This window comes from Marinilabilia sp. (assembly GCF_016278715.1).
Taxonomy (GTDB): Bacteria; Bacteroidota; Bacteroidia; order Bacteroidales; family Marinilabiliaceae; genus Marinilabilia.
Window position 1 is genome coordinate 16,152 of sequence record NZ_JADQBH010000045.1, and the last position, 26,179, is coordinate 42,330.

Genomic DNA, 26,179 nt, shown 5'->3' on the forward strand with positions numbered 1-26,179 from the left:
TTTTTCTTTGTTTGCAAAAATATAATTATAACCGATATATTTGGTTTCTTTGTATTGTCAGGAAAAATGAATTCCCAATTATATTGTGATTACATTTATAATTAAAAATATAGGTTTTTTCAGGAATCTTATTCCGTTTATTGTCGGATTGGTACTTCTTTTCGGTTCAGGGTGTTCTTCTACCAAATTTGTTCCGGAGGGCGAATATCTGTTGACCAATGTAAAGGTAAAGAACAGAGGGGCCGATGTCCGCAAGGAACAATTAAATCCTTATATCAGACAGCAGGAGAATACCAAACTTCTGGGAGTATGGAAATTCTACCTTGGTCTTTACAATCTTTCGGGACGTGATGGTGATAAGGGCATCAATAAATGGCTGCGCAAAATCGGGGAGGAGCCGGTTATTTTTGATCCTTTCCTGGCTACTCAATCTTCAAAACAGATTTCACTTTTTCTGAAAAATCAGGGTTATTTTCAGGCATCTGTAAGCGATACAGCTTTATACTCGGGGAAAAAGAAAGTTAAAGTGACCTATGACATTAATCCCGGTAACAGGTATTATTTGAAAGACCTTCGTTATAGAATCGAAGATGACACCATCCGGGATGAAATTTTAAGAGATTCTCTTTCTACTTTTTTGCGGCCTGGTCGTCCCTTCACCGTTAATTTGCATGAGCGTGAGAGAGAACGAATTTCTGAGAACCTGAGAAGCAAGGGTTTTTACAAATTTTCTGAAGAGTTTATTTATTTCAGATCCGATACCACAGTCGGAAATCATCAGGTGATTGATTCTATGGTGGTGGTTAGTCCCGAAGATGCTTTTGGAGAGAAACATCACCGCAGGTATAAAATCAATGATGTCCTTTTTCATATTGGTATAGGCACCTCTGATGTCTTTGATTCTGACAGCAGCAACATGGCTGTCGGAACTGATACTTTAGAATACAAGGATATATTTGTAATCTTCACAGAAGAACTTTCGTTTAAACCCGAATTGTTGTCCAGTTCAAGTTATATTCATCCCGGTGACTTTTACAATGCTCGTTTGGCCAGCAGAACCCATCAGTTGCTTAGCGGATTGAGATTGTTTAAGTACATCAATATCCGTTTTCGGGAAACCGGGCAGGTCGATGTGGATGGCACTCCGCTTCTGGATTGCCTCATCCGTCTTTCCCCCGGAAAATCGCAATCGATCTCCTTCGATATTGAAGGCACCAACTCCTCGGGCAACCTTGGTGCTGCCGGTAATCTTACCTATCAGCACAAGAACTTGTTGCGTGGTGGTGAGTTTTTTACTTTTAATACACGTTTGGCACGACAAAACCAGTTTGTACGTACTTCGTCCGAGGAGTTTAATACATTGGAACTGGGGGCGGAGGCTTCGTTGGTTTTGCCCAGGTTTTTACTACCCCTGCGTATTGAGCAGTTCCGGCAGCGATACAATCCGAAAACTAATATCGGGCTGGCATACAACTACCAGCGGCGTCCTGACTATACCCGAACCATCGCAAATGCACGCTTGGGGTATAACTGGAAATCTTCAAGGTATATTTCTCATTCCTTTTATCCGATTGAGTTCAACTTTGTGAGTATTCCCCAGGTGAATGATGATTTTTGGGAAAGAATCCGTAACACTTTTTTGAGATATACCTATGAGGATCACCTCATAATGAATATGAACTATTCGTTTCTGCTGAATCAACAGGTTCTGGGACAAAGCCGTGATTTCTGGTATTTTAGGGCTAATGTGGAATCTGCAGGAAATCTTTTGGCATCAGTCTCAGGAATGTGGAACAAGGATTCTGAACAGGATTATGATGAGCTACTGGGGGTGCGCTATGCCCAGTATATTAAATCTGATGTGGATCTGCGGTTTAATAACCGTATCGACCGTTATACTTCATTGGTTTGGCGAGTTTTTGCAGGAGTGGGCTACCCCTATGGCAACCTGGATGTGTTGCCTTTTGAGAAACGTTATTTCTCAGGAGGGGCCAACAGCATTAGAGCCTGGCCTGTAAGGGGGCTGGGGCCCGGAAGTTACAACGAAGAAGGTGCGCGCTTTTATAATCAAACCGCCGATATCAAGTTGGAATTCAATCTGGAATATCGTTTTAAGTTGTTTTGGATTCTCGAAGGGGCCTTGTTTCTGGATGTGGGAAATATCTGGAGTATCAGGGCGGATGCCAGTCCGGAAGGAGGATTGTTCCAGGTTGATAAGTTTGCTGAGCAATTAGCTGTTGGTACAGGGATTGGAACACGTTTTGACTTCAATTACTTTATTTTCCGGTTTGATGCAGGGCTCAAAACTCATGATCCGTCTCTTCCCTCGGGTGAGCGCTGGATTCCGGTTAACAGACCCTGGACGTGGAACGATGTTGGCTTTAACTTTGCTATTGGCTATCCGTTTTAGTTCATGGTGGAAATTCCTGATGGGTTGCTTTTTTTCCTATTTTATTTTTAAATTTGCACGGATTTGTAATTGATTTTGTATTATTTGATTACGTTTTGTTGCAAATCTTTATGTTTTTTAATAAGCTATTAATTTTACATCTTATCAAATAATTGTAATTATGAAAGAAAAAATTTTGGATGTTGTAAAACCAGGTGTTGCTGCAGGTAAAGACCTTCAGGAAATTTTCCGGGTTGCCCGCGAAAACCAATTTGCTCTTCCCGCAGTAAATGTTGTTGGATCCAACTCTGTTAACGCTGTGATGGAAGCTGCAAAACTTTCCAAGGCTCCTGTAATCATCCAGTTGTCGAATGGTGGTGCTGCTTTTTATGCAGGTAAGGCTGCCGATGGTGAAGGACAGGAAACTGCTATCAAAGGTGCTGTAGTTGCTGCCAAGCACGTTCACCTGTTGGCTGAATCGTATGGTGTACCTGTTGTTCTTCATACCGACCACGCTGCCAAGAAACTGTTGCCCTGGATTGACGGATTGCTTGACGAAGGTGAGAAGTTCTATAAAGAGACTGGTAAACCTTTGTTCAGTTCACATATGCTCGACCTTTCAGAAGAGCCTCTTCAGGAGAACATTGATATTTGCAAAAAGTATCTTGAGAGAATGAGCAAAATTGATATGACGCTTGAGATCGAGCTTGGAATCACCGGTGGTGAGGAAGATGGTGTTGACAATACCAATGTTGACAACGCCCTTCTTTACACTCAGCCTGAGGAAGTTGCTTTTGCGTACGAAGAGTTGAAGAAAGTTTCTCCTAACTTCACCATTGCTGCTTCTTTTGGTAATGTTCATGGTGTTTACAAGCCGGGTAATGTTGTATTGCGTCCTGATATTCTTAAGAAGTCTCAGGATTTTATTTCTAAGAAATTCGGAACAGAAGAGAAGCCGGTTAACTTTGTATTCCACGGTGGATCAGGTTCTTCAGATGCTGAAATTCAGGAAGCAGTTAGTTATGGTGTTATCAAAATGAACATCGACACCGATACCCAGTGGGCTTTCTGGGATGGTGTTCGTGCATACGAAGCCAAGCATCATGATTATCTGCAGGCTCAAATTGGTAACCCCGAAGGGGAAGATAAGCCGAATAAGAAGTATTACGATCCCCGGAAATTTCTGCGTGCAGGAGAAGAGGCTGTGGTTGAGCGCCTGAAATTGGCCTTCAAAGCCCTTAACTGTGTAGATGTATTGTAAGATGCACTTTATTTGTTCAATATTTCAAGCCCCCACGATTGTGTGGGGGTTTTTTTAGTTGTTCTTTTTTACTTTCCTACCATGCAAAACAACACACCTTCCAGAGATACTTTTTCAGGAAAATTTGGAATTATTGCTGCTGCAGCCGGCTCCGCAATCGGCCTTGGAAATATTTGGCGTTTTCCGTATGTGCTTGGCGAAAACGGAGGTGGTGCTTTTCTTCTGGTTTATTTGTTGTTTGTTATCTTGATTGGCGTGCCGGTAATGATTTCCGAGCTGTTGATTGGTCGAAATGCACAACTTAATGTATTTGGTGCTTTTCGAAAACTCGCTCCCGGTAAACCATGGTATCTGGTTGGTGTGATGGGGGTTGGAGCTGCGTTCCTGATTCTGGGGTTTTATGCGGTGGTGGCCGGCTGGACACTCCAATATGTATATTATTCTGTGACCAATGTTCTGGCCGGAAATACCCCTGAACAATTGATACAGGTGTTTGAAGGAGTTCAGTCTACTAAAGGCTGGTCTGTCTTCTGGACACTGCTTTTTATGGTTGGAACGGCCTATATTGTGAGCTCCGGTGTTGAAAAAGGCATCGAAAAATACACTAAAATTCTAATGCCTCTTCTGCTTTTGATTATTCTCATTCTAAACGTGAGAGCTGTTACCCTTGATGGCGCAATGGAAGGGCTGAATTTTCTATTTAATCCTGACTTTTCCAAGCTTAATTCTGATGTGATACTCGAAGCCCTGGGACAGGCCTTTTTCTCTCTCAGTATCGGGATGGGAGTAATCGTCACCTATGGTTCTTACATAAAAAAGAACGAAAGTCTGGGTGGTACAGCTCTTTCTGTTTCGCTTGCCGATACGCTGATTGCGGTCCTTGCGGGGGTTGCTATCTTTCCAGCTGCTTTTGCGTTTGGTATGGCTCCCAATCAGGGCCCCGGGTTGGTGTTTGTTACATTGCCCAATATTTTTAACCAAATGACAGGAGGATATATTTTTGGATTACTCTTTTTTGTGTTGTTGAGTATTGCTGCCTTTACTTCTTCAATATCTTTACTCGAAGTGGTGGTGGCTTATTTTACCGAAGAACTAAAACTTCGCCGAAAGCAGGCAACCTGGATTGCTGCAGGAATTATGTCTCTCCTGGCTATTCTTTGTGCTTTCAGTGATTCCTCATTTGGGGCATTCGATTATATTTCTTCTAATATCTTGTTACCGGTTGGTGGTTTTCTGGTGGTGGTTTTTGTGGGGTGGATCATGGAGAAGAATATGCCCCGGCTGGAAATCGAAGCCGATGGTCGCAAGGCACGTTACTATAAAGGATTTCAATTTGTTATTAAATTTTTGGCTCCCATTGCCATTGCATTGGTTTTCCTGAACGGACTGGGATGGATTTGAGATCTTCCAGGGATAAATTTTGAAAAACCAGTCTTATTGTTGATATAGTGCGGGTTATGTATTATCTTTCTCAATAAAAACCATGTGGAAAGATTGGTTAGCCTTTTCCCGACGAGAGCAATATGGTTTGGTTCTACTCAGTTTTCTGATTGTTGCGCTGTTAGCAATTCGGTTGCTTTTGCCTCTGCTTCAGGCCCGGGCTCAAATGGAAGTTGTTTCTGAAGTAGGGTTTTTTGAGGTGCTTGAAGAAACCACGGAACACAAATCTGAGAACAGGGCTTTTAAAAAAAATAAGAACTCCACCCATCACTTTGTCACCTTTGATCCAAATACCGTATCTGTCACTGAACTTTCTCAAATGGGGCTTTCGCCGTATGTGATTGTAAACTGGATGAAATTCCGTGAAGCAGGCGGTTGTTTTGCTTCTGCAGATGATGTGGGAAAAATCTATGGATTAGATTCGATGGTTTTGACCGGGATGATGACTTATGTGGATATTCCGGATGGGGGAGGGACTTTAAAAGAGGGGCGTTCATCAAACGGGTATAAAAAGAAATATTCGAATACACCCAGGAATAAGAGTAATGAGGCAGTCTCTGATTCCCCAAAGGATATTGAGATTATTGATCTGAATAAGGCAGACGCAGCGACTCTTCAAAAGCTTGATGGAATCGGACCCGTGTTTTCCCGGAGGATTGTTGATTTTCGTAATCTGCTGGGAGGGTTTTACAGTGTTGAACAACTCCGGGAGGTTTATGGACTTTCACCCGATTTGGTTGACAAAATCAGAGCGCATTTGGTGGTATTTCCAAAGGACGTGGTTAAAATAGACGTCAATTCAAATTCTCTTCGAACACTAAAAGCGCATCCCTATATTAATTTTTATCAGGCCAAAGAAATTGTGGAGTATCGCAGAAATCAAGGAGCTTTAACCGATAAAATGATTATGGAAGATTTTTCTTCTTTTGATGAAAAGGCGTTCAATAAAGTTTTGCCCTATCTCTCTTTCAAAGAGAAAAAGAAGCAGTGAAGAACAAAAAATTTGGAATTAACTTGTTTCAATCAATAATCTTCATTTTCTTTGCACCTGATTTTAAAAACACTGTTTTCCTTTATAACCAGCTAAAAGATTGGAGGTTGATTGTTTTTTTATTGAGAAAAAAGACTGATTTTACAAATATTCCCAATTAGTTTTTGCATCCAGATGAATGCGAAAAGGTTGTAATGAAATAAGTTGACCATCTAAGGCGTCAAATAATTTCGGTACAATCACTAAGTTTTGTTTTAGTTAGAAAGATTGAAGTTTAAAAATATTAAAAAATAATACCATGATCGTAGTTCCTATTAAAGAAGGAGAAAATATTGAAAGAGCTCTGAAGAAATTTAAGCGTAAGTTCGAAAAAACTGGTGCTATGCGCGAAATTCGGAGTCGTCAGGCTTTTACAAAACCATCTGTTCAGCGCAGAGAGGAATTGAAGAAAGCTGCTTATATTCAGAAGCTTCAGGAAGATTCTGAATAGACAAAAAATCTTTTTTAAAACGCCTGACTTTTCAGTGGTTTTTTCGTATATTCGTTAAAAGCAATAGTTGAAAAGTCAGGCGTTTTTTATGCAATATATCCACCCGTTTTTAAATTATCTGAAATTCGAAAAGCGTTGTTCCAACCATACATTGGTCGCCTATGAAGCAGATCTTAAACAGTTTGCTTTGTATATGGAAGAGATGGGTGTTGAGGATGAACGTATAATAAAAACACGTTTTATCCGAAGTTGGGTAGTTGCACTTCATTACGACAATCTTAAAGCACGGTCAATACACCGGAAAATTGCTTCTCTGAGAGCCTATTTTAAATTTCTTTTACGCGAGGATATAATGAAGGCTTCACCCGCCGAAGGGATTATCTTGCCTAAACTACCAAAAAATCTCCCCGACTTTGTGAAAGAAAAAGAGATGGACTTTTTGCTTGACCAGGTTCCTTTTAAGAACGATTTTGCAGGAGTCCGGGACAAGACGATTATCGATTTGTTTTACGGCACAGGAATTCGTCTTTCTGAATTGGTAGGGCTGACAGACCGGAGTTTTGATTTTTCTTCAGGGTTGGTAAAAGTATTGGGCAAGCGTAACAAAGAACGTTTGGTTCCCATGAACCAAAGTACAAAGCACAATGTTTTAAATTATATGGAGGTGCGAAATGCAGCGTTCCCGGACCGCGCCGCAAGTCCTTTCTTTTTAACAGATAAAGGGGAGGCTGTTTATAGCAAATTGGTTTATCGTATTGTAAACAAGCATTTGCGGGCTGTTACCACCATGGCAAAAAAAAGTCCTCATATATTAAGACATACGTTTGCAACCATATTGCTCAACAGAGGGGCTGACATCAATGCCATTAAAGAGTTGCTGGGGCATGCCAATCTTAATGCCACCCAGATATATACGCATAATACATTTGAGAAATTATCATCTATTTATAATCAGGCCCATCCCAGGGCCTAAATTAGTTGGAGGAGTGTCTATGAACATTACTATTGAATCGGTACATTTTGATACCGCGGAGAAACTTGAGGAGTTTATTAATCAAAAAGTTGGAAAACTTGATCAGTTCTCCGACAGCATTATTGGTGCAGAGGTGACTCTTCGCCTTGATAAAGCTGAAACATCGGAAAACAAAGTTGCTGAGGTGGAACTGGATATCCCGGGAAGCAATTTGTTCGCCAAAAAACAAAGTAAAACTTTTGAAGAAGCTGTTGATTCCACTTGCGAAGCCTTGCGCAAACAGTTGCTTAAGCGCAAAGAAAAGCTAAAAGCCAAATAGTTAAAAAAGAGTGCCGTAATATTTGGTGCTATTTGAAAAATATTATACATTTGCACACCGTTTTTGGTAGCTGGATGGCTGGCCGGAAACCATTTTAATAGGCTGGTTATATTTAATAACCAGCCTATTAAAATGAATGGGCAAAAAGATGAACTGCCTTTTTTCTGCTCGCTCAGCATAGATTGTTGTGCGGATTTTTTGGAAAAAAGAACTTCAATTGTGCATTATTGCATTGAAAATGTTTATCTTTATGGCCCAAAAATCAGGTGGTTTTGAAAAAATAAAGCCACTAAAATATTGATTTTTAGCAAATAAGTGGTTTCAATTTATATCTAATTGTCTAATAATTTCGAGTTATGGCTAAAGAAACATTTCAAAGGACGAAGCCTCACGTTAATATCGGTACCATTGGTCACGTTGACCATGGAAAAACTACTCTGACTGCTGCTATCACAAAAGTGTTGGCAAAGAAAGGTTGGTCCGAAGTAAAAGAATTTGATTCTATTGATAATGCTCCTGAGGAGAAAGAACGGGGTATTACTATTAACACTGCTCACGTTGAGTATCAAACTGGTGCTCGTCACTATGCTCACGTTGACTGTCCTGGTCACGCCGACTATGTAAAGAACATGGTAACTGGTGCTGCTCAGATGGACGGTGCTATTCTTGTAGTTGCCGGAACTGATGGTCCTATGCCTCAGACCCGCGAGCATATCCTGCTTGCACGTCAGGTAAACGTACCTAAAATCGTGGTTTTCCTCAACAAAGTTGATATGGTGGACGACGAAGAGCTTCTTGAGCTTGTTGAAATGGAAGTTCGTGACCTGTTGAACTTTTACGAGTTTAGCGGAGATGACGCTCCTATCATTCAAGGTTCTGCTCTGGGTGCTCTGGAAGGTGAAGAGAAGTGGGAAGAAAAAATTATGGATCTGATGGATGCTGTGGATTCTTGGATCCCTACACCTCAGCGTGATACTGAAAAGCCATTCCTGATGCCTGTTGAGGACGTATTCTCAATTACAGGTCGTGGAACTGTTGCTACCGGACGTATCGAAACCGGAGTTATCCATACTGGTGACGAAATGGAAATGATTGGTCTTGGAGCACATGCCAAGAAAACCGTTTGTACTGGTGTTGAGATGTTCCGTAAGATTCTTGATGACGGACAGGCTGGTGACAACGTTGGTCTTCTTCTTCGCGGTGTTGACAAAAAAGAAATTAAGCGTGGAATGGTTTTGGCCAAGCCAGGTTCAATCACTCCTCACACCAAATTTAAGGCTGAGATTTATGTCTTGAAAAAAGAAGAAGGTGGTCGTCATACACCTTTTCATAATAAATACCGTCCGCAGTTTTATGTACGTACATTGGATGTAACCGGTGAAATTACCCTTCCTGAAGGGTCTGAAATGGTTATGCCTGGTGATAATGTAACCATTACTGTTGACTTGATTTATCCTGTTGCATTGAACACAGGTCTGCGTTTTGCTATCCGCGAAGGTGGTCGTACTGTAGGTGCAGGTCAGGTAACTGAAATTCTGGAATAATCATTCCGAAACATATATTCGATGGAGAAGCCCCGTGCTTCTCCATCTTTATGAATACGGGTGTAGCTCAGTTGGTAGAGCACTGGTCTCCAAAACCAGGTGTCGGGAGTTCGAGTCTCTCCTCCCGTGCAGGATTTAATTATTACCCGAAGGTAAAGAGCTAAGTACAAAACAGAATATGAAAAAGATAAAAGCCTATTTTCAGGATGTTCATAATGAACTCATTAATAAAACATCCTGGCCTACATGGCCTGAGCTTCAAAACAGTGCTATTGTTGTTATGGTAGCTTCTGTTATTATTGCTGGAATTGTTTATGCGATGGATTATTCGTTTGACAATGCCTTGCAATGGATTTATCAGCAATTGTATTAAAAACTGGAAGAAGGAATTATTCCGATGAGTGATATTCAAAAGAAATGGTATGTCGTACGGGCTGTTACCGGGAAGGAAAAAAAGGCTAAGGAATTCATTGAAAGTGAAATATCCAGCCGCGACCTTCAGGATTACGTTAGCCAGGTATTGATACCTACTGAAAAAGTTTACCAAATACGGAACGGGAAAAAGATTAATAAAGAACGTACTTTTTATCCCGGATATGTATTTATTGAAGCTGCATTGGTCGGAGAAATTCCTCATATTCTTAAAGGTATTACTCATATTATTGGTTTCCTGGGAGGAGATAACCCTGTTCCAATGCGTGAGTCAGAAGTCAACCGGATGCTTGGGAAAGTGGATGAGTTGACCGAGAATGAAGAAGAAATCAGCATCCCGTTCTACGTCGGGGAAACCGTCAAAGTTGTTGACGGCCCCTTTAATGGCTTCAACGGGGTGATAGAAGAGGTGAATCAGGAAAAACGTAAACTCAAAGTAATGGTAAAAATCTTTGGACGTAAAACACCTCTTGAATTAAGTTTTTTGCAGGTAGAAAAAGAATAATTTCCGTTCATCGAGCAGCGGAGCTTCCAGGGCAATTTTTAATTGCCTCTGCAGGTGAAAAATGAAATGTTCTTGATTATCCTGATTATTAATAACCAACACGAATTGCTACGATGGCTAAAGAAGTAGAAAATTTAATCAAACTTCAGATTAGAGGTGGCGCAGCAAATCCATCACCTCCGGTAGGACCCGCATTGGGTGCCAAAGGGGTGAACATTATGGAATTCTGTAAGCAATTCAACGCTCGTACACAGGAAAAAGCCGGCAAGGTTTTACCTGTTGTCATTTCGGTTTACAAAGACAAATCTTTTGATTTTGTTGTTAAAACTCCCCCGGCTGCTGTGCAGTTGATGGAGTTGGCTAAAATAAAATCTGGTTCTGCTGAACCCAACCGTAAAAAAGTTGCTTCAGTATCATGGGATCAGGTTAAAGCTATCGCTGAAGACAAAATGAGTGACTTGAATTGCTTTACAGTCGAATCTGCAATGAGGATGGTTGCTGGTACTGCCAGGAGTATGGGAATTACCGTTGATGGTGATTTTCCGGTTAACAATTAAAATCCGTTTGCAACAATGACAAAACTAACAAAGAATAAAAAGTTAGCGTTAGAGAAAATCGATGCCGGAAAGCAATATCCCATTGAAGAAGCTGCTCAGTTGGTGAAGGAAATCACCAATACTAAATTTGACGCATCTGTTGATATTGACGTTCGTTTGGGAGTTGATCCCCGAAAAGCCAATCAGATGGTGCGTGGAGTGGTAACCCTTCCTAATGGTACTGGTAAAGAGACTAAAGTGCTCGTACTTTGTACCCCCGATAAGGAAGAGGAAGCTAAAGCAGCTGGTGCCGATCATGTAGGGCTTGATGAGTATATTGATAAAATCAAAGAAGGCTGGACCGACGTTGATGTTATCATTACTATGCCCAGTGTCATGGCCAAGGTTGGTGCTTTGGGGCGTATCCTCGGACCTCGTGGTCTGATGCCTAACCCCAAAAGTGGTACTGTAACCATGGATATTGCTAAAGCTGTCAGCGAAGTGAAGGCTGGTAAAATTGACTTTAAAGTGGACAAATATGGTATTATCCATTCCACTGTTGGTAAAGTCTCTTTTTCGCCCGAAAAGCTTACAGAGAATGTGCGTGAATTTGTAGGAAATATTATTAAGCTGAAACCTTCAGCTGCTAAAGGTACCTACATTAAAAGTATCGCGCTTTCTAGTACCATGAGTCCCGGTATTCGCATTGAACCCAAATCGGTTGAGGTTTAATTTTAATGTTAACTGAAGAGTATTAGGAATCATGAAAAAAACAGATAAAAGCGCACTGATTAAAGAGCTTTCAGAAAAAATCAATGAGTACAGTCATTTTTATGTGGCTGATACCCTTGGGTTGAATGCCTCTCAAACCAGCGATTTACGTCGTGCTTGTTTCAAGAAAGACGTCAAGATGATGGTGGTGAAAAACACCCTCTTCCAATTGGCTCTTGAAAAAAGCGACAAGCAGGTGGAAGGTATGGAGGAAGCCTTTAAAGGTACTTCTGCTGTTCTTTTCTGTAATACAGGAAATGTTCCTGCCAAGCTTATCAAAGAATTCCGCAAAGCTACGGAAAAGCCCGTTTTAAAAGGGGCTTACGTAGAGGAATCTGTGTATATGGGCAGTGATCAGTTAGAGACACTTAGTACCATTAAATCTAAGGAAGAATTGCTTGGCGATGTTATCGGTCTGCTGCAGTCACCTGCGAAGAACGTTATTTCCGCTCTGCAATCCGGAGGAACCAAAATTCATGGCATTCTCCAAACCCTTAGTGAGAAAGAATAAATTTTTACAAACTGAAACTGAAATTATTTAATACCTAGAACAATGGCAGATATTAAAAAACTTGCAGAAGAATTAGTGAATTTGACTGTGAAAGATGTTAACGAGCTTGCTGAGATTTTGAAAGATGAATATGGCATTGAACCTGCTGCTGCAGCTGTTGCTGTTGCCGGTGGTGCTGCTGCCAGTGAAGGTGCTGCTGTTGAAGAGCAAACCGAATTTGACGTAATTTTGAAGTCACCAGGTGGTTCTAAACTGGCTATCGTTAAACTGGTTAAGGAAATGACCGGTGTTGGACTCAAAGAAGCCAAAGAAGTTGTTGACAAAGCACCTGCTCCTATCAAGGAAAAAGTATCAAAAGAAGAAGCTGAAAGCCTTAAATCTCAATTAGAAGAAGCTGGAGCAGAAGTTGAACTTAAGTAAACAGGAACAATATACCTGAAAAATGGTTACGGTTTAGGAACCCATGATTATGGGATCCTAAACCTTTTTATGCTTATATGTTTAAGTTCAAATAATTCGTTGATAGATGACTCCAATTACTACCGAAAGGATTAGCTTTGCTACCATCAAAAACCAGCTGGACTATCCTGACTTCCTGGAAATTCAGCTGAAATCTTTCCGTGAATTTTTCCAGATGGGAACAACCCCCGAGGAAAGGAAAATAGAGGGGTTATGGCAGGTTTTTATGGAGAACTTCCCAATTACAGATACCCGGAACAATTTTGTGCTCGAGTTTCTTGATTTTGGTATTGATCCATCCCGTTATACCATTGAAGAATGCATCGAAAGAGGACTGACTTATTGTGTCCCCCTGAAAGCCAAACTTAAACTTTATTGTACCGATCCCGAACACGAGGATTTCGATACAGTTGTTCAGGATGTATATCTGGGTACTGTTCCGTACATGACCGATAAAGGTAGCTTTATTATTAATGGTGCCGAAAGGGTCATCGTTTCGCAGTTGCACCGTTCGCCCGGTGTTTTCTTCGGGCAAAGTGTTCATGCAAATGGAACAAAGTTATATTCAGCCAGAATTATTCCTTTTAAAGGGTCCTGGATTGAATTTGCCACAGATATTAATAATGTGATGTATGCTTACATCGACAGGAAAAAGAAATTACCTGTTACTACATTATTGAGGGCTATTGGGTATGAGAGTGATAAAGAAGTTCTGGAAATTTTTGACCTGGCCGATGAAATAAAAGTTTCTAAGACTGCCCTGAAAAAGGTGGTTGGACGTAAACTTGCTGCTCGTGTTCTTAAAACCTGGATCGAGGACTTCGTTGATGAAGACACCGGTGAAGTGGTCTCTATTGAAAGAAACGAAGTGGTTATCGATCGGGAGACTGTTTTGGAAGATGAGCACATCGAAGAAATCATTGACTCCGGAACCAAAACCATTCTATTGCATAAGGAAGATCAGAATCTTTCTGATTTTGCTATTATATACAACACGCTTCAAAAAGACCCGTGTAATTCGGAAAAAGAAGCGGTTGTTCACATCTATCGACAATTACGTAATGCCGAACCACCTGATGAGGCTACTGCCCGTGACGTTATCGACAAGCTTTTCTTTTCTGATAAACGTTACGATTTGGGTGATGTGGGTCGTTACCGTTTGAACAAGAAACTGAATCTTAATATTGATCTGGATACCAAGGTACTGACACGTGACGATATGATCGCCATTATTAAGTACCTGATTGAATTGATCAATTCTAAGACTGAGGTGGATGATATTGACCACTTGAGTAACCGTCGGGTTCGTACTGTCGGTGAACAAATGGCCAACCAGTTTGGCGTTGGTCTGGCGCGGATGGCGCGGACTATTCGGGAAAGAATGAATGTTCGCGACAATGAGGTGTTTACACCTATTGACCTTATCAACAGTAAAACGCTTTCTTCTGTTATTAACAGTTTCTTCGGAACAAATGCGTTGTCTCAGTTTATGGATCAGACAAACCCATTGGCCGAGATTACTCATAAACGACGGATGTCTGCGCTTGGACCTGGTGGTTTGTCACGTGAGCGTGCAGGTTTTGAGGTGCGTGACGTGCATTATACACACTACGGACGTTTGTGCCCTATTGAGACTCCTGAGGGCCCCAATATTGGTCTGATTTCGTCTCTTTGTGTATTTGCCAAAGTAAACACCCTTGGTTTTATTGAAACGCCTTACCGGAAAGTTGAAACCAGTAAGGTCGATTTAACCAATGAAGGGGTATTTTACCTTACCGCTGAAGAGGAAGAATCTAAAATTATTGCACAGGCTAATGCACCTCTTGATGAAAGTGGCGTTTTTGCCAACAACAAGGTGAAGGCTCGTCACGATGGCGATTTTCCGCTGATTGACAGAGAGGAAGTTGACCTTATGGACGTTGCACCAAACCAGATTGCTTCGGTTGCTGCTTCGTTGATTCCATTCCTTGAGCATGATGATGCCAACCGCGCCCTGATGGGATCGAACATGATGCGCCAGGCCGTACCATTGCTGCGACCCGAAGCGCCTATTGTTGGTACCGGACTGGAAGGTAAGCTGATTCGTGATTCACGAACACAAATTGTCGCTGAAGGCTTTGGTGTTGTTGAATATGTCGATGCTCAGGAGATTGTCATTAGATACGATCTTACTGATGAGGAGAAGTTTGTTAGTTTCGAGCCTGAAACAAAGAGATACAAACTGACCAAATACAAGAAAACCAACCAGAGTACCACCGTGGATATGAAGCCTCTTGTGAAAAAAGGCGATCGTATTGAGCCGGGGCAGATTATGACAGAGGGGTACTCTACCCAGAAAGGTGAATTGGCTCTTGGACGTAACCTTAAAGTGGCGTTTATGCCCTGGAAAGGATACAACTTTGAGGATGCTATCGTGATTTCAGAAAAACTCGTGCGGGAGGATGTATTTACATCAGTCCATATTGATGAGTATTCTCTGGAAGTTCGTGACACTAAGCGGGGATTGGAAGAATTAACTTCTGATATTCCCAATGTTAGTGAGGAGGCCACCAAGGAATTGGACGAAAATGGTCTGATTCGTGTTGGTGCTCATGTGAAACCGGGTGATATCCTGATTGGAAAAATCACTCCGAAAGGAGAGAGCGACCCTACACCTGAAGAAAAGTTGCTGAGAGCCATTTTTGGTGAAAAAGCAGGTGATGTGAAAGATGCTTCTTTAAAAGCTTCTCCATCTCTTTCAGGTGTTGTTATAAATAAAAAACTGTTCTCTCGTGTCGTTAAAGACCGGAAGAACAGGACTAGTGATAAACCTGCACTGGCTAAGATTGATCAGGAATTTGATCGTTCTATCGAGGAAATTAAAGGACGATTGGTTGATAAGCTCTTTTCTCTGATTAATGGCAAAACCAGCCAGGGTGTTAAGGATTATTTGGGTGCTGACCTTATTTCCAAGGGAACTAAGTTCACCCAGAAAATTCTTCAAGAGCTGGATTATCTTGCAGTAAATCCGAATAAATGGACTACTGATAAAGATAAGAACGAACTTGTACAGAGGGTAATTCATAATTACCGGATGAAGCATAAACAGCTTGAAGCCAAAGAGAAGAGACAGAAATACAATCTGACCATTGGGGATGAGCTTCCTGCCGGTATTGTTCAGTTGGCTAAAGTTTATATTGCCAAAAAACGGAAAATTACCGTTGGTGATAAAATGGCCGGACGACATGGTAATAAAGGTATTGTGTCACGGATAGTGCGTCAGGAAGATATGCCTTTCCTGGAAGACGGAACTCCTGTGGATATTGTTTTGAACCCGCTGGGTGTGCCTTCAAGGATGAACCTGGGACAGATTTACGAAACTGTTCTTGCCTGGGCCGGTGATGTGCTTGGTGTGAAATTTGCAACTCCTATTTTTGACGGTGCTTCCAATGAAGACCTGACAGACTGGACACGTAAAGCCGATGTGCCAGACTTTGGTAAGACATATTTGTATGACGGTGGTACCGGAGAGCGTTTCCATCAGCCTGCTACAGTTGGTATTATCTATATGCTGAAGCTTGGTCACATGGTCGAGGATAAGATGCATGCACGTTCTATCGGACCATATTCTCTCATTACTCAACAGCCGCTTGGTGGTAAAGCACAATTTGGTGGTCAGCGTTTTGGTGAGATGGAGGTATGGGCTCTTGAGGCATTTGGTGCTTCTCACATATTGCAAGAGATTCTAACAGTGAAATCTGATGATGTACTTGGACGTGCCAAGGCTTATGAGACCATTGTTAAAGGTGACCCGATGCCAATGCCGGGTATCCCTGAATCACTCAATGTTTTGCTGCATGAAATGCGCGGCCTTGGATTGAGTGTGAATCTTGAATAGTAAGTACTCTGGCGGTGTGCTTCTCTAAAAAGGAAGTATACAATGCCTCTCTTTTAGTTTAAACTCTTAATACTCGGCTATATATGGCATTCAGAAGAGATCAGAAAGTCAAGAGTAATTTTTCCCGTATTACCATCGGGCTGTCTTCACCTGAGGAAATTCTTGAGCGATCAAGTGGTGAGGTCCTAAAACCCGAAACAATCAATTACCGTACTTACAAGCCTGAACGGGATGGCTTGTTCTGCGAGCGCATTTTTGGGCCTGTAAAGGACTATGAGTGTCATTGCGGAAAATATAAAAGAATTCGTTACCGGGGCATCGTTTGTGATCGCTGTGGTGTGGAAGTGACCGAAAAGAAAGTTCGTCGTGAACGAATGGGCCACATCTCACTGGTTGTTCCTGTAGCTCATATCTGGTATTTCCGTTCTTTACCCAACAAAATTGGGTATTTATTGGGATTGCCTACCAAGAAACTGGATTCTATTATTTATTATGAGCGTTATGTCGTTGTTCAGGCTGGTGTTACAGCTACTGACGGTGTAAAATATATGGATTTTCTTACTGAAGAGGAATATCTTGATATTTTAGACAGTTTGCCTAAAGACAATCAGCATCTTGATGACGATGATCCTAATAAATTTATCGCCAAGATGGGGGCTGATGCATTGCATATGATTTTATCCCGCCTCAATCTCGACGAATTGTCTTATGATTTGCGTCACAAGGCCGATACCGAAACGTCTCAGCAACGTAAAAATGAAGCTTTGAAACGTTTGCAGGTTGTGGAGTCGTTTCGTGAATCAAAAGGGATTAATCGTCCTGAATGGATGGTGGTAAAAGTGGTTCCTGTAATTCCCCCGGAGTTAAGACCTCTTGTTCCACTGGATGGCGGTCGTTTTGCAACATCCGACCTCAACGATCTTTACCGCAGGGTGATTATTCGAAACAACCGTTTGAAGCGTTTGATTGAGATTAAAGCTCCTGAAGTAATCCTTCGTAACGAGAAACGTATGCTTCAGGAATCGGTAGATTCACTCTTCGACAACTCTCGTAAATCAAATGCAGTAAAAACAGATGCCAACCGTCCGCTGAAATCGCTTAGCGATAGTTTGAAAGGTAAGCAGGGACGTTTTCGTCAAAACCTGTTGGGTAAGCGTGTTGACTATTCTGCCCGTTCTGTAATTGTGGTTGGTCCTGAATTGAAGATGCACGAGTGCGGTATCCCTAAAGATATGGCTGCTGAACTTTACAAACCTTTTGTTATCCGTAAACTGATTGAAAGAGGTATTGTAAAGACTGTTAAATCGGCCAAGAAAATTGTTGATCGTAAAGATCCTGTTGTTTGGGATATCCTGGAAAATGTGTTGAAAGGACATCCGGTAATGTTGAACCGGGCCCCAACACTTCACCGATTGGGTATTCAGGCTTTTCAGCCTAAATTGATTGAGGGTAAGGCTATTCAGTTGCACCCGTTGGCTTGTTCGGCATTTAACGCCGACTTTGACGGTGACCAGATGGCGGTTCACCTGCCTTTGGGTAATGCGGCTATCCTTGAAGCCCAGATGCTTATGCTGGCAAGTCAGAACATCCTGAACCCTGCCAACGGAGCACCGATCACAGTTCCTTCTCAGGACATGGTACTTGGATTGTATTATATGACCAAAGCCAGGCCCGGAGCTAAGAATGAAGGTCTTGTGTTCTACTCTCCGGAAGAAGCTAAAATTGCTTACAATGAGAAGCAGGTTGAACTTCACTCTAAAGTGAAGGTGAAAACCATGGATCTTAATGAAGATGGCGAGTTGGTGGAAACCATGATTGATACAACTGTTGGGCGTGTCTTGTTTAATGAGTTTGTTCCAGCAGAGGTAGGTTTTATTAATACCTTGCTTACCAAGAAATCATTACGTGATATTATTGGAAAGGTTCATAAGGTTTGTGGTTCTCCCAGAACGGCAGACTTCCTTGATGATATCAAATCCTTGGGATACCGTTTGGCATTCGAAGGTGGATTGTCATTTAACCTGCAGGATGTAATTATCCCTGCAGAAAAAGTGACTTTGGTGGATGAGGGATATGCTGAAGTTGATGAGGTGATGAATAACTACAATATGGGTTTCATTACCAACAACGAAAGATATAATCAGATTATTGATATCTGGACACACGTTAATGCCCGTTTGACTCAGACACTGATGACCCAGTTGAGTTCAGACAAAGACGGTTTTAACTCTGTTTACATGATGCTTGACTCAGGGGCGAGGGGTTCGAAAGAGCAGATTCGCCAGTTGTCTGGTATGCGTGGTTTGATGGCTAAGCCGCAGAAGTCCGGAGCTGAAGGTGGACAAATTATCGAAAACCCGATTTTGTCTAACTTTAAAGAGGGACTTTCTGTACTTGAGTACTTTATTTCTACCCACGGTGCCCGTAAAGGTCTTGCTGATACAGCTCTTAAAACTGCCGATGCAGGTTATCTTACACGTCGTTTGGTAGATGTTTCTCAGGATGTTATCATTAATGAAGTTGACTGTGGAACATTACGTGGTTTGACAGCTATGGACATTAAGAGCAACGAAGAAGTTGTCGCCTCTCTTTATGAGCGTATTCTCGGACGTGTTTCTGTTCACGATGTTTATCACCCCAATACAGGGGAGATTATTGTGAAGAGTGGGGAAGAGATTACTGAGATTGAAGGCCGCATTATTCAGGATTCTCCTATCGAGCGAGTTGAAATTCGGTCGGTACTGACTTGTGAATCCAAGAAGGGTGTTTGTACCAAGTGTTATGGTCGTAACCTTTCAACCGGGAAACTGGTTCACAGAGGTGAGGCTGTTGGTGTAATTGCCGCCCAGTCTATTGGTGAGCCTGGTACTCAGTTGACACTGCGTACATTCCACGTTGGGGGTACTGCTTCCAACGTAACGTCCGAAAACAGTATGCTTGCCAAATATGAAGGCAAAGCTGAATTTGATGAATTGCGGACAGTGCCTTATACTACTGATGAAGGAACCGAAGTGGATGTAGTGATTGGCCGTTTGGCTGAGTTACGTATTGTAGATAAAAATACAAATATTGCCCTTACTACACAGCCTATTCCTTATGGTGCCAAACTTTATATTAAGAATGGAACCGATTTAAAGAAAGGCGACCTGATTTGTGAGTGGGACCCATTTAATGCCTTGATTATTACCGAAAAAACCGGTAAGGTTTCTTTCGAGAATATGATAGATGGGGTTACTTTCAAAGAGGAGTCGGATGAGCAAACCGGATATCGCGAGAAGGTTATTATTGAGACTCGTGATAAGACTAAAAACCCCGGATTGCATGTTTTGGACTCTAATGGTGAGGTGCTGAAAACATACAACCTTCCTGTAGGGGCCCACATCTCAGTGGATGAAGGCGACGAAATTAAGCAGGGTGAAACAATGGCTAAGATTCCTCGTGCCATGGGACGTTCCGGTGACATTACCGGTGGTCTGCCCCGTGTTACTGAGTTATTTGAAGCTCGTAACCCGTCCAATCCTGCAGTAGTGTCGGAGATTGATGGTGAGGTTGCTTTTGGAAAAATAAAACGTGGTAACCGCGAGATTATTGTTACTTCCAAGAACGGTGAAGTGAAGAAATACCTTGTATCTCTTTCCAAGCAGATTCTTGTGCAGGAGAACGATTATGTTCGTGCAGGCACGCCGCTTTCCGATGGTGCTACCACACCTTCTGATATCCTTGCTATTAAAGGACCTACTGCAGTTCAGGAATACATTGTGAATGAAGTTCAGGATGTGTACCGTCTGCAGGGTGTGAAAATCAACGACAAGCATTTCGAGATTATCGTTCGCCAGATGATGCGTAAAGTTGAGATTGCCGATGCTGGTGATACTCGTTTTCTTGAACGTCAGATAGTGGACAAGATCGAATTCATGGAAGAAAATGATGAGATCTGGGGTAAAAAAGTGGTTGTTGATGCGGGTGATTCACCAACCTTGCGTCCCGGGCAGATTGTTAATGCCCGTAGATTGAGGGATGAAAATTCTCAGTTGAAACGCAAAGACCTGAAGCTGGTTCAAATTCGCGACGCAGTGCCTGCTACCTCAGGTCAGGTGTTGCAAGGTATCACCCGTGCCGCATTGCAGACCAAGAGTTTCATGTCCGCTGCTTCCTTCCAGGAAACAACGAAGGTGTTGAATGAGGCTGCCATTCAGGGTAAAATTGACAGACTTGCTGGTCTTAAGGAGAACGTTATCTGCGGACACCTTATTCCTGCTGGTACTGGTTTGCGTGAGTATGACAAGATTATTGTTGGTTCTCAGGAAGAATACGATAAGCTTGTTAATAAACGTGAGTCTGAAGCAGTTAAATAATTGACTTACATATCTCCTGAACTTCGGGAAATAAGTAATATTTATATTGAAGCGCAACTCCGGAAAATCCGGAGTTGCGCTTTTGCTTTGTTTACCGGGTGTTTTTTCCTTGAAAATCGCCCTATTTTCAATACCTTTACTCATCAAATTAAAATGAAAGAAAATGGAAGACCAAAACAACAAAAAGGGACAGGTTAAAATTGAATTGAATCAGGAAGTTGCACAGGGAATTTATTCAAACCTTGCAATTATCAGCCATTCTCCTTCCGAATTTGTAATAGATTTTGCAAGGGTTATGCCCGGTGTTCCGAAAGCTTCGGTGAAATCACGTGTGGTTTTGACCCCGGAACATGCCAAAAGATTGCTTCAGGCATTGAAAGATAACATTGCCAGGTTTGAGGAGATTCATGGCCCCATAAAAAATATTGCGGGTCCTAATGATCATGGCAGTGGGTTTCCGCCGATGAATTTTGGTCCTACAGGACAAGCTTAGGATTTTCTTCAACACAATTCCTTATATTCACAATAAAATGTAGGGAGCAAAGATTCTTTTCACGCCCTGATGGACGGTTTCACCTATTATTTGGAAATGGTCTGGTACTGGAACAGATCCAAAACGAAATGACAGAAGAAGCCGAAAGCAGAGCGTCATGGACTGAAGATTTGGTTGAATGCAAGCTCTTGCTTCAGAAAAATATCTTTTGTTTCTATAGCGGATGCTCAATACTTTGCAATCTTTTTGTAACTGACTGGGGCTAAATTGTTTGTTGATAAAACAGAAATTGGCTGCAGCTTTTTAATAGTAAAAAATATGCGTTGTTGTTCTGCGTTTAGTCTTTTCAGAGGGCTAGGGTTCTAAGGAACAAGCCTTTTCTTGGATTGATTTGAGTCAGAAAATGTCTTTTTATTTTCTTCCTTTTTTCGCTGTATCGACGGTTCTCTCAGAAAATAATATGCACCATTCTCTGTGAGTTTGATGTCAATAATGCCTAAAACAATAAGATTAACCAGGGTATTCTCTGCCTTTTTCCTTGAAATGCCGGCGATGCGGGAAAATTTTGAGTGGGTTATATATTGGTCCTCATTGTTGAGCCAGGTTAAAAGAAGCTGTTCGGGTTCCTTGAGTTGAAAAAACGTGCCTTTATTTTTTCGTTGTCTCATCCATACTTTGAGCAAAATCTGATTGGCCAGGAGATTTTGGTCCTTTACGCGTACATAAACTTTATATTTGCCGTCTTTAGTCGGGGCTTTATGTGGCTTCTTATCACTTCGGGGAACAATTATCTCCACAACCGTTTTGCCGTCAAGTTCATGCTCGCGGGATTCGAAAACCACAGGAGGTCTGCAAAATCTTTTGGCAGCAGCATCTACCATATAAAACTCCTCATCCGAAGAAACGCCTGCAATACGGCCGTTGTCTTTAACACCCACCAATAATCTTCCACCTTCTGTATTTGCAAATGCAGCAAGGGAACGAGCTATCTTCCGGCTGTCGTTGATGGCATACTTGAAATCCTGTCGTATGTGTTCGCCTTCCGAAATCAGATTCTTCAAATAATTCTTCACGTCCAAACTCCTTTTATGAAACAAATTTCGTTAAAAATAGGGGGAATATGAAATAAACATCAATGTTCTTAATTCAGTGTTTAGAATCAATAAAAATTTAGTGGCTATCTCTGTATTATGACAAAAGTCATAGGTATCGTCTGTTTAATATGTCAATTTTAATAAAGAAAAAAATCTTCAATAATGTGTTTTTCTTAAAATCAGTATTATGCCACATACCGGTGAGTACATTAAAAAGCTTGCGGAACGTCACGGCCGCCGTCTTGAAAGTTTGCTTCCTATACTGGAAAATGTTTATGAAGACCATCACATTATACCCGAAGATGCAATGGTCGAAATCGCCAGGGAATTGGATGTTTCTGCGGCAAAGGTTTATGGCACCGCCACCTTTTACTCGTTTCTTGAAACTTCAAAGGGTGGAAAGTACGTGATAAGAGTCTGCAAAACTATTACCTGCATGATGCATGGTAAAAATCAGATAATAAAAGAACTCGAGGAGTTGTTGAAAATAAACCTTGGAGAGACCACGCCTGACGGTTTGTTTACATTGAAAGAGACCAATTGTCTTGGGCAGTGTCACCGGGGACCGGCAATGCTGATTAACGACACTCCATATACCGAACTTACTCCCTCGAAAGTGAGAGATATTATTAACGAATACAGGTTGATTGCCCAAAAGTCTGCTTCCTGAATATTGAGTTTTTTTGTCTTTTTGGTAATCCACTACTTATTGAAAAATCCAGGTTATGAAGAAAGGTCTTAAACGTCTCGATTTAATATTTAAGAATGAACATGACTGTGATGTTATTCTGAAAAAGTCGTTAAACCGTTCCAATGAGGAGTTGGTTGAGGATTTGATTAGCTCAGGCCTGAAAGGTCGGGGAGGTGCCGGTTTCCCCACCGGCTTAAAATGGAAACTTACGGCTGAAGCACCGGGCGACGAAAAGTATGTTATCTGCAATGCCGATGAGGGAGAGCCCGGCACTTTTAAAGACCGCGAGATTCTTTCCAGTGTTCCTCACAAAGTATTGACAGGAATGGCTATCTGTGGACGCATTGTTGGTGCACAGCGAGGGTTTATTTATTTAAGGGGAGAGTATAAGTTTTTAATCCCCGAACTTCAGAAAGCCATCAACGACTTTCATGAGCTTACGGATAAGATGAAACTGCCGTTCCGGGTTGAAATATTTACGGGTGCAGGTGCTTATATATGTGGAGAGGAGTCGGCTCTGTTCGAAAGTATGGAAGGACACCGCGGTGAACCTCGGAACAAACCACCGTATCCTACCGATGCGGGCTACCGGAACCGACCTACCGTTATAAATAATGTGGAGACGCTTGCTCATACTTATTCTATTTTAAAATACGGTCCTGAGAAGTTCCGTGATCTGGGTGTTAAAGATAGTCGTGGAAGTAAAGTCTTTTCGGTTAGTGGGGATACGCCCATTCCCGGAATTTATGAATTGGAGTTTGGAATGACTCTTCAAAAGTTTGTGGACGACTTCGGTGATGGAGATGCAAAGGCGGTACAGGTTGGAGGAGCAGCAGGATTTTGTGTGCCCCGGAAGAAGTTCGACAAAACAGTAATCGGGTATCAGGGGAAACTCACCGGTATTAGTTTGCCTACAGGGGGTTCTATGATGATTTTTAATTCATCGCGCTCCATGTATAATGTTTTGCACAATTATCTTGATTTTTTTGTGGAGGAGAGCTGCGGACAGTGTACTCCCTGCAGGGTTGGCACTCAACAATTGCTGTTGGGGATAGAAGCTGTCAAGCGGGGCGATAAATCCTCGCAATATCTTGAAAAGCTGCTGGAACTTGCCGAAACCATGAGGGTTACTGCAAAGTGTGGGTTGGGACAATCGGTAGCCAACTCCTTTAGTTCCATTGTCGAAAATTTCCGTGAAGAAATGATTTATTAATCAGGTTAAATCCGGTTTTGTTATGGACGAGAAAGTAAATCTTAAAATAGACAATCTCAGTGTTTCAGTTGATACAGGGACTACCATACTGGAAGCTGCCCGAAAAATTAATATCCGAATTCCCACATTATGCCATCATGAGGATTTGTGTGTGGCAGGAAACTGCAGGGTGTGCGTGGTGGAAGAGAGCGGAATGGGGCGTTTGCAGCCGGCTTGTGCGATTCCCGTTAGTGAAGGGATGGAAATACATACCAATAGCATGAAAGTGCGTAATGCCCGTAAGCAAATTATTGAGTTACTGATTTCTGAGCATCGGGCCGAGTGTACTACCTGCTACAAAAACGGGAAATGTGAACTCCAGGCTCTTTCCAATGAGTACATCGTGGGAGAAAGTGGCTTTCTTCCCCTGGTGCCATTGAAAGGGTATACCATAGATGAGTTTTCTCCTTCCATCATCAAGGATGACTCTAAATGCATTCGTTGTCAAAGGTGTGTTAGAACCTGTGACCAGCTCCAAAGTGTGGGTGCTTTAACAGTTGCTCATAAAGGGGGGGAGATGAAAATTTCCACCTTTTTCGACAAGCCTATTTATGAGGTGGTTTGCACCAATTGCGGGCAGTGTGTGAATCGTTGCCCTACAGGAGCGCTAACCGAAAAGACTTACATTAATGAGGTTTGGAATGCCATTGACAATCCTGAAAAATTTGTGGTGGTTCAAACTGCCCCAGCTGTGAGAATTGCGTTGGGTGAAGCGCTCGATATGGAACCCGGCGAAATTGTTACCGGAAAAATGGTGGCGGCACTTCGTCGGATGGGTTTCAATGCTGTTTTGGATACCGACTGGTCCGCCGACCTGACCATCATTGAAGAAGGAAATGAACTTCTTCAGCGGCTGAAAAGAGTATTGAAAGATAAGGAGCCGGGTGTGAAGATTCCCATGACTACTTCCTGCTCTCCTGGTTGGATAAAATTCATTGAACACACATTTCCAGATTTTCTGGAACATCTATCCACCGCCAAATCGCCACAACAAATGTTTGGAGCATTGGCCAAAACTTTTTATGCCGGCAAAATAGGCGTTGAACCTTCTAATATGGTAAGCGTATCGGTAATGCCCTGCACCGCTAAAAAGTTTGAAGCCAACAGACCTGAAATGCGTGCAAGTGGCTATCAGGATGTGGATTTTGTGGTCACTACCCGCGAGTTGGCCATGATGATAAAACAGGCAGGAATTGATTTCCGTTCGTTGCCCGACGACGACTACGACACCATTATGGGTGAGAGCACGGGAGCCAGTGTGATTTTCGGGGCTACCGGTGGTGTGATGGAAGCTGCTTTAAGAACTGTATACGAAGTAGTTACAGGTCGTGAAATTCCCTTTGACGGACTGAATATCATGCCGGTTAGAGGAATGGAGAACGTTAGAGAAGCTTCCCTGAAAATTGAAAATCCTTTGCCCGAATGGGACTTTTTGGATGGAGTGGAAGTGAAAACCTGTGTAGCTCACGGTTTATCCAACGCCAAAAAGGTGATGGAGCAGGTAAAAAATGGAGAAGCTGACTACCACTTTATCGAAATTATGGCCTGTCCCGGTGGATGCCTGGGAGGCGGCGGTCAACCGTTGCCAACCTCCCCTGAAATAAGGAAAAAGAGAGCTGAAGCTATTTACAGGGAAGATGCCGGCAAGAAGATTCGGAAATCTCATGAGAACCCGGAAATCATTCAGGTTTATGAGGAGTTTTTAGTGGAACCCCTGGGGCACAAGTCCCATGAGTTGCTTCATACCACATATACCCCACGGAACAGGTATTAGTGATTAAACAAGATTATATGGT

General features: G+C 42.1%; 21 protein-coding genes and 1 tRNA gene. 21 read left to right on the forward strand and 1 reads right to left on the reverse strand.

The window, feature by feature from the left end; all coding sequences use genetic code 11:
* The first annotated feature begins 85 nt into the window (after positions 1 to 85).
* The 18 genes from QZZ43_RS03170 (at position 86) to QZZ43_RS03255 (ending at position 21,346) form a co-directional block, all read left to right on the forward strand.
* Positions 86 to 2,410: a BamA/TamA family outer membrane protein gene (locus tag QZZ43_RS03170; RefSeq protein ID WP_291856181.1), complete on the forward strand. Its 2,325-nt coding sequence runs from the start codon at positions 86 to 88 to the stop codon at positions 2,408 to 2,410.
* A 160-nt stretch (positions 2,411 to 2,570) separates the two neighbouring features.
* Positions 2,571 to 3,650 (forward strand): class II fructose-bisphosphate aldolase, encoded by a 1,080-nt coding sequence (gene fbaA / locus QZZ43_RS03175; protein WP_291856183.1) that lies wholly within the window; start codon positions 2,571 to 2,573, stop codon positions 3,648 to 3,650.
* A gap of 81 nt (positions 3,651 to 3,731) precedes the next feature.
* Positions 3,732 to 5,051, forward strand: coding sequence for a sodium-dependent transporter (locus QZZ43_RS03180; protein WP_291856185.1), 1,320 nt, complete (start codon positions 3,732 to 3,734; stop codon positions 5,049 to 5,051).
* Positions 5,052 to 5,133: 82 nt separating this feature from the next.
* Positions 5,134 to 6,081 carry a helix-hairpin-helix domain-containing protein gene (locus QZZ43_RS03185; RefSeq protein ID WP_291856187.1) on the forward strand — a complete coding sequence of 316 codons (948 nt, stop codon included), beginning with the start codon at positions 5,134 to 5,136 and terminating at the stop codon, positions 6,079 to 6,081.
* A gap of 298 nt (positions 6,082 to 6,379) precedes the next feature.
* Complete coding sequence (gene rpsU, locus QZZ43_RS03190; protein WP_291856189.1) at positions 6,380 to 6,571, forward strand: 30S ribosomal protein S21; 192 nt, start codon at positions 6,380 to 6,382, stop codon at positions 6,569 to 6,571.
* An 88-nt stretch (positions 6,572 to 6,659) separates the two neighbouring features.
* Complete coding sequence (locus QZZ43_RS03195) at positions 6,660 to 7,544, forward strand: tyrosine-type recombinase/integrase (RefSeq protein ID WP_291856191.1); 885 nt, start codon at positions 6,660 to 6,662, stop codon at positions 7,542 to 7,544.
* Positions 7,545 to 7,563: 19 nt separating this feature from the next.
* Positions 7,564 to 7,863: a ribosome-associated translation inhibitor RaiA gene (gene raiA, locus QZZ43_RS03200; protein WP_291856248.1), complete on the forward strand. Its 300-nt coding sequence runs from the start codon at positions 7,564 to 7,566 to the stop codon at positions 7,861 to 7,863.
* Positions 7,864 to 8,219: 356 nt separating this feature from the next.
* Complete coding sequence (gene tuf / locus QZZ43_RS03205; protein WP_291856192.1) at positions 8,220 to 9,407, forward strand: elongation factor Tu; 1,188 nt, start codon at positions 8,220 to 8,222, stop codon at positions 9,405 to 9,407.
* A 56-nt stretch (positions 9,408 to 9,463) separates the two neighbouring features.
* Positions 9,464 to 9,536, forward strand: a tRNA-Trp gene (locus QZZ43_RS03210).
* Positions 9,537 to 9,585: 49 nt separating this feature from the next.
* Complete coding sequence (gene secE / locus QZZ43_RS03215) at positions 9,586 to 9,780, forward strand: preprotein translocase subunit SecE (protein WP_291856194.1); 195 nt, start codon at positions 9,586 to 9,588, stop codon at positions 9,778 to 9,780.
* 24 nt (positions 9,781 to 9,804) lie between these two features.
* Positions 9,805 to 10,344: a transcription termination/antitermination protein NusG gene (nusG, locus tag QZZ43_RS03220; protein WP_291856196.1), complete on the forward strand. Its 540-nt coding sequence runs from the start codon at positions 9,805 to 9,807 to the stop codon at positions 10,342 to 10,344.
* A gap of 113 nt (positions 10,345 to 10,457) precedes the next feature.
* Positions 10,458 to 10,901, forward strand: a complete 444-nt coding sequence (gene rplK, locus QZZ43_RS03225) for a 50S ribosomal protein L11 (protein ID WP_291856197.1) — start codon at positions 10,458 to 10,460, stop codon at positions 10,899 to 10,901.
* A 15-nt stretch (positions 10,902 to 10,916) separates the two neighbouring features.
* The gene (gene rplA / locus QZZ43_RS03230) at positions 10,917 to 11,612 is read left to right on the forward strand and encodes a 50S ribosomal protein L1 (RefSeq protein WP_291856199.1); all 696 of its coding nucleotides are present in this window, start codon (positions 10,917 to 10,919) and stop codon (positions 11,610 to 11,612) included.
* 31 nt (positions 11,613 to 11,643) lie between these two features.
* Positions 11,644 to 12,162: a 50S ribosomal protein L10 gene (gene rplJ, locus QZZ43_RS03235; protein ID WP_291856201.1), complete on the forward strand. Its 519-nt coding sequence runs from the start codon at positions 11,644 to 11,646 to the stop codon at positions 12,160 to 12,162.
* Between the two features lie 42 nt (positions 12,163 to 12,204).
* Positions 12,205 to 12,582 carry a 50S ribosomal protein L7/L12 gene (gene rplL / locus QZZ43_RS03240; protein WP_291856203.1) on the forward strand — a complete coding sequence of 126 codons (378 nt, stop codon included), beginning with the start codon at positions 12,205 to 12,207 and terminating at the stop codon, positions 12,580 to 12,582.
* 106 nt (positions 12,583 to 12,688) lie between these two features.
* Positions 12,689 to 16,498: a DNA-directed RNA polymerase subunit beta gene (rpoB, locus tag QZZ43_RS03245; RefSeq protein WP_291856205.1), complete on the forward strand. Its 3,810-nt coding sequence runs from the start codon at positions 12,689 to 12,691 to the stop codon at positions 16,496 to 16,498.
* An 83-nt stretch (positions 16,499 to 16,581) separates the two neighbouring features.
* Positions 16,582 to 20,853: a DNA-directed RNA polymerase subunit beta' gene (gene rpoC, locus QZZ43_RS03250; RefSeq protein ID WP_291856208.1), complete on the forward strand. Its 4,272-nt coding sequence runs from the start codon at positions 16,582 to 16,584 to the stop codon at positions 20,851 to 20,853.
* 163 nt (positions 20,854 to 21,016) lie between these two features.
* Complete coding sequence (locus QZZ43_RS03255; RefSeq protein WP_291856210.1) at positions 21,017 to 21,346, forward strand: DUF3467 domain-containing protein; 330 nt, start codon at positions 21,017 to 21,019, stop codon at positions 21,344 to 21,346.
* A gap of 362 nt (positions 21,347 to 21,708) precedes the next feature.
* On the opposite strand, the gene QZZ43_RS03260 is transcribed toward QZZ43_RS03255, so the two are convergent.
* Positions 21,709 to 22,419, reverse strand: a complete 711-nt coding sequence (locus QZZ43_RS03260) for a helix-turn-helix domain-containing protein (RefSeq protein ID WP_291856212.1) — start codon at positions 22,417 to 22,419, stop codon at positions 21,709 to 21,711.
* 208 nt (positions 22,420 to 22,627) lie between these two features.
* Between QZZ43_RS03260 and QZZ43_RS03265 the strand changes: the two genes are divergently transcribed.
* The 3 genes from QZZ43_RS03265 to QZZ43_RS03275 are packed head-to-tail and all read left to right on the forward strand — an operon-like array spanning position 22,628 to position 26,157.
* Entirely contained in the window at positions 22,628 to 23,110 is a 483-nt protein-coding gene (locus QZZ43_RS03265; RefSeq protein ID WP_291856214.1) for an NAD(P)H-dependent oxidoreductase subunit E, read from the forward strand.
* A 55-nt stretch (positions 23,111 to 23,165) separates the two neighbouring features.
* On the forward strand, positions 23,166 to 24,344 hold the full coding sequence (locus tag QZZ43_RS03270; protein ID WP_291856216.1) for an NADH-ubiquinone oxidoreductase-F iron-sulfur binding region domain-containing protein: 1,179 nt from the start codon (positions 23,166 to 23,168) through the stop codon (positions 24,342 to 24,344).
* Positions 24,345 to 24,366: 22 nt separating this feature from the next.
* Positions 24,367 to 26,157 (forward strand): NADH-dependent [FeFe] hydrogenase, group A6, encoded by a 1,791-nt coding sequence (locus QZZ43_RS03275; RefSeq protein WP_291856218.1) that lies wholly within the window; start codon positions 24,367 to 24,369, stop codon positions 26,155 to 26,157.
* Positions 26,158 to 26,179 lie beyond the last annotated feature (22 nt).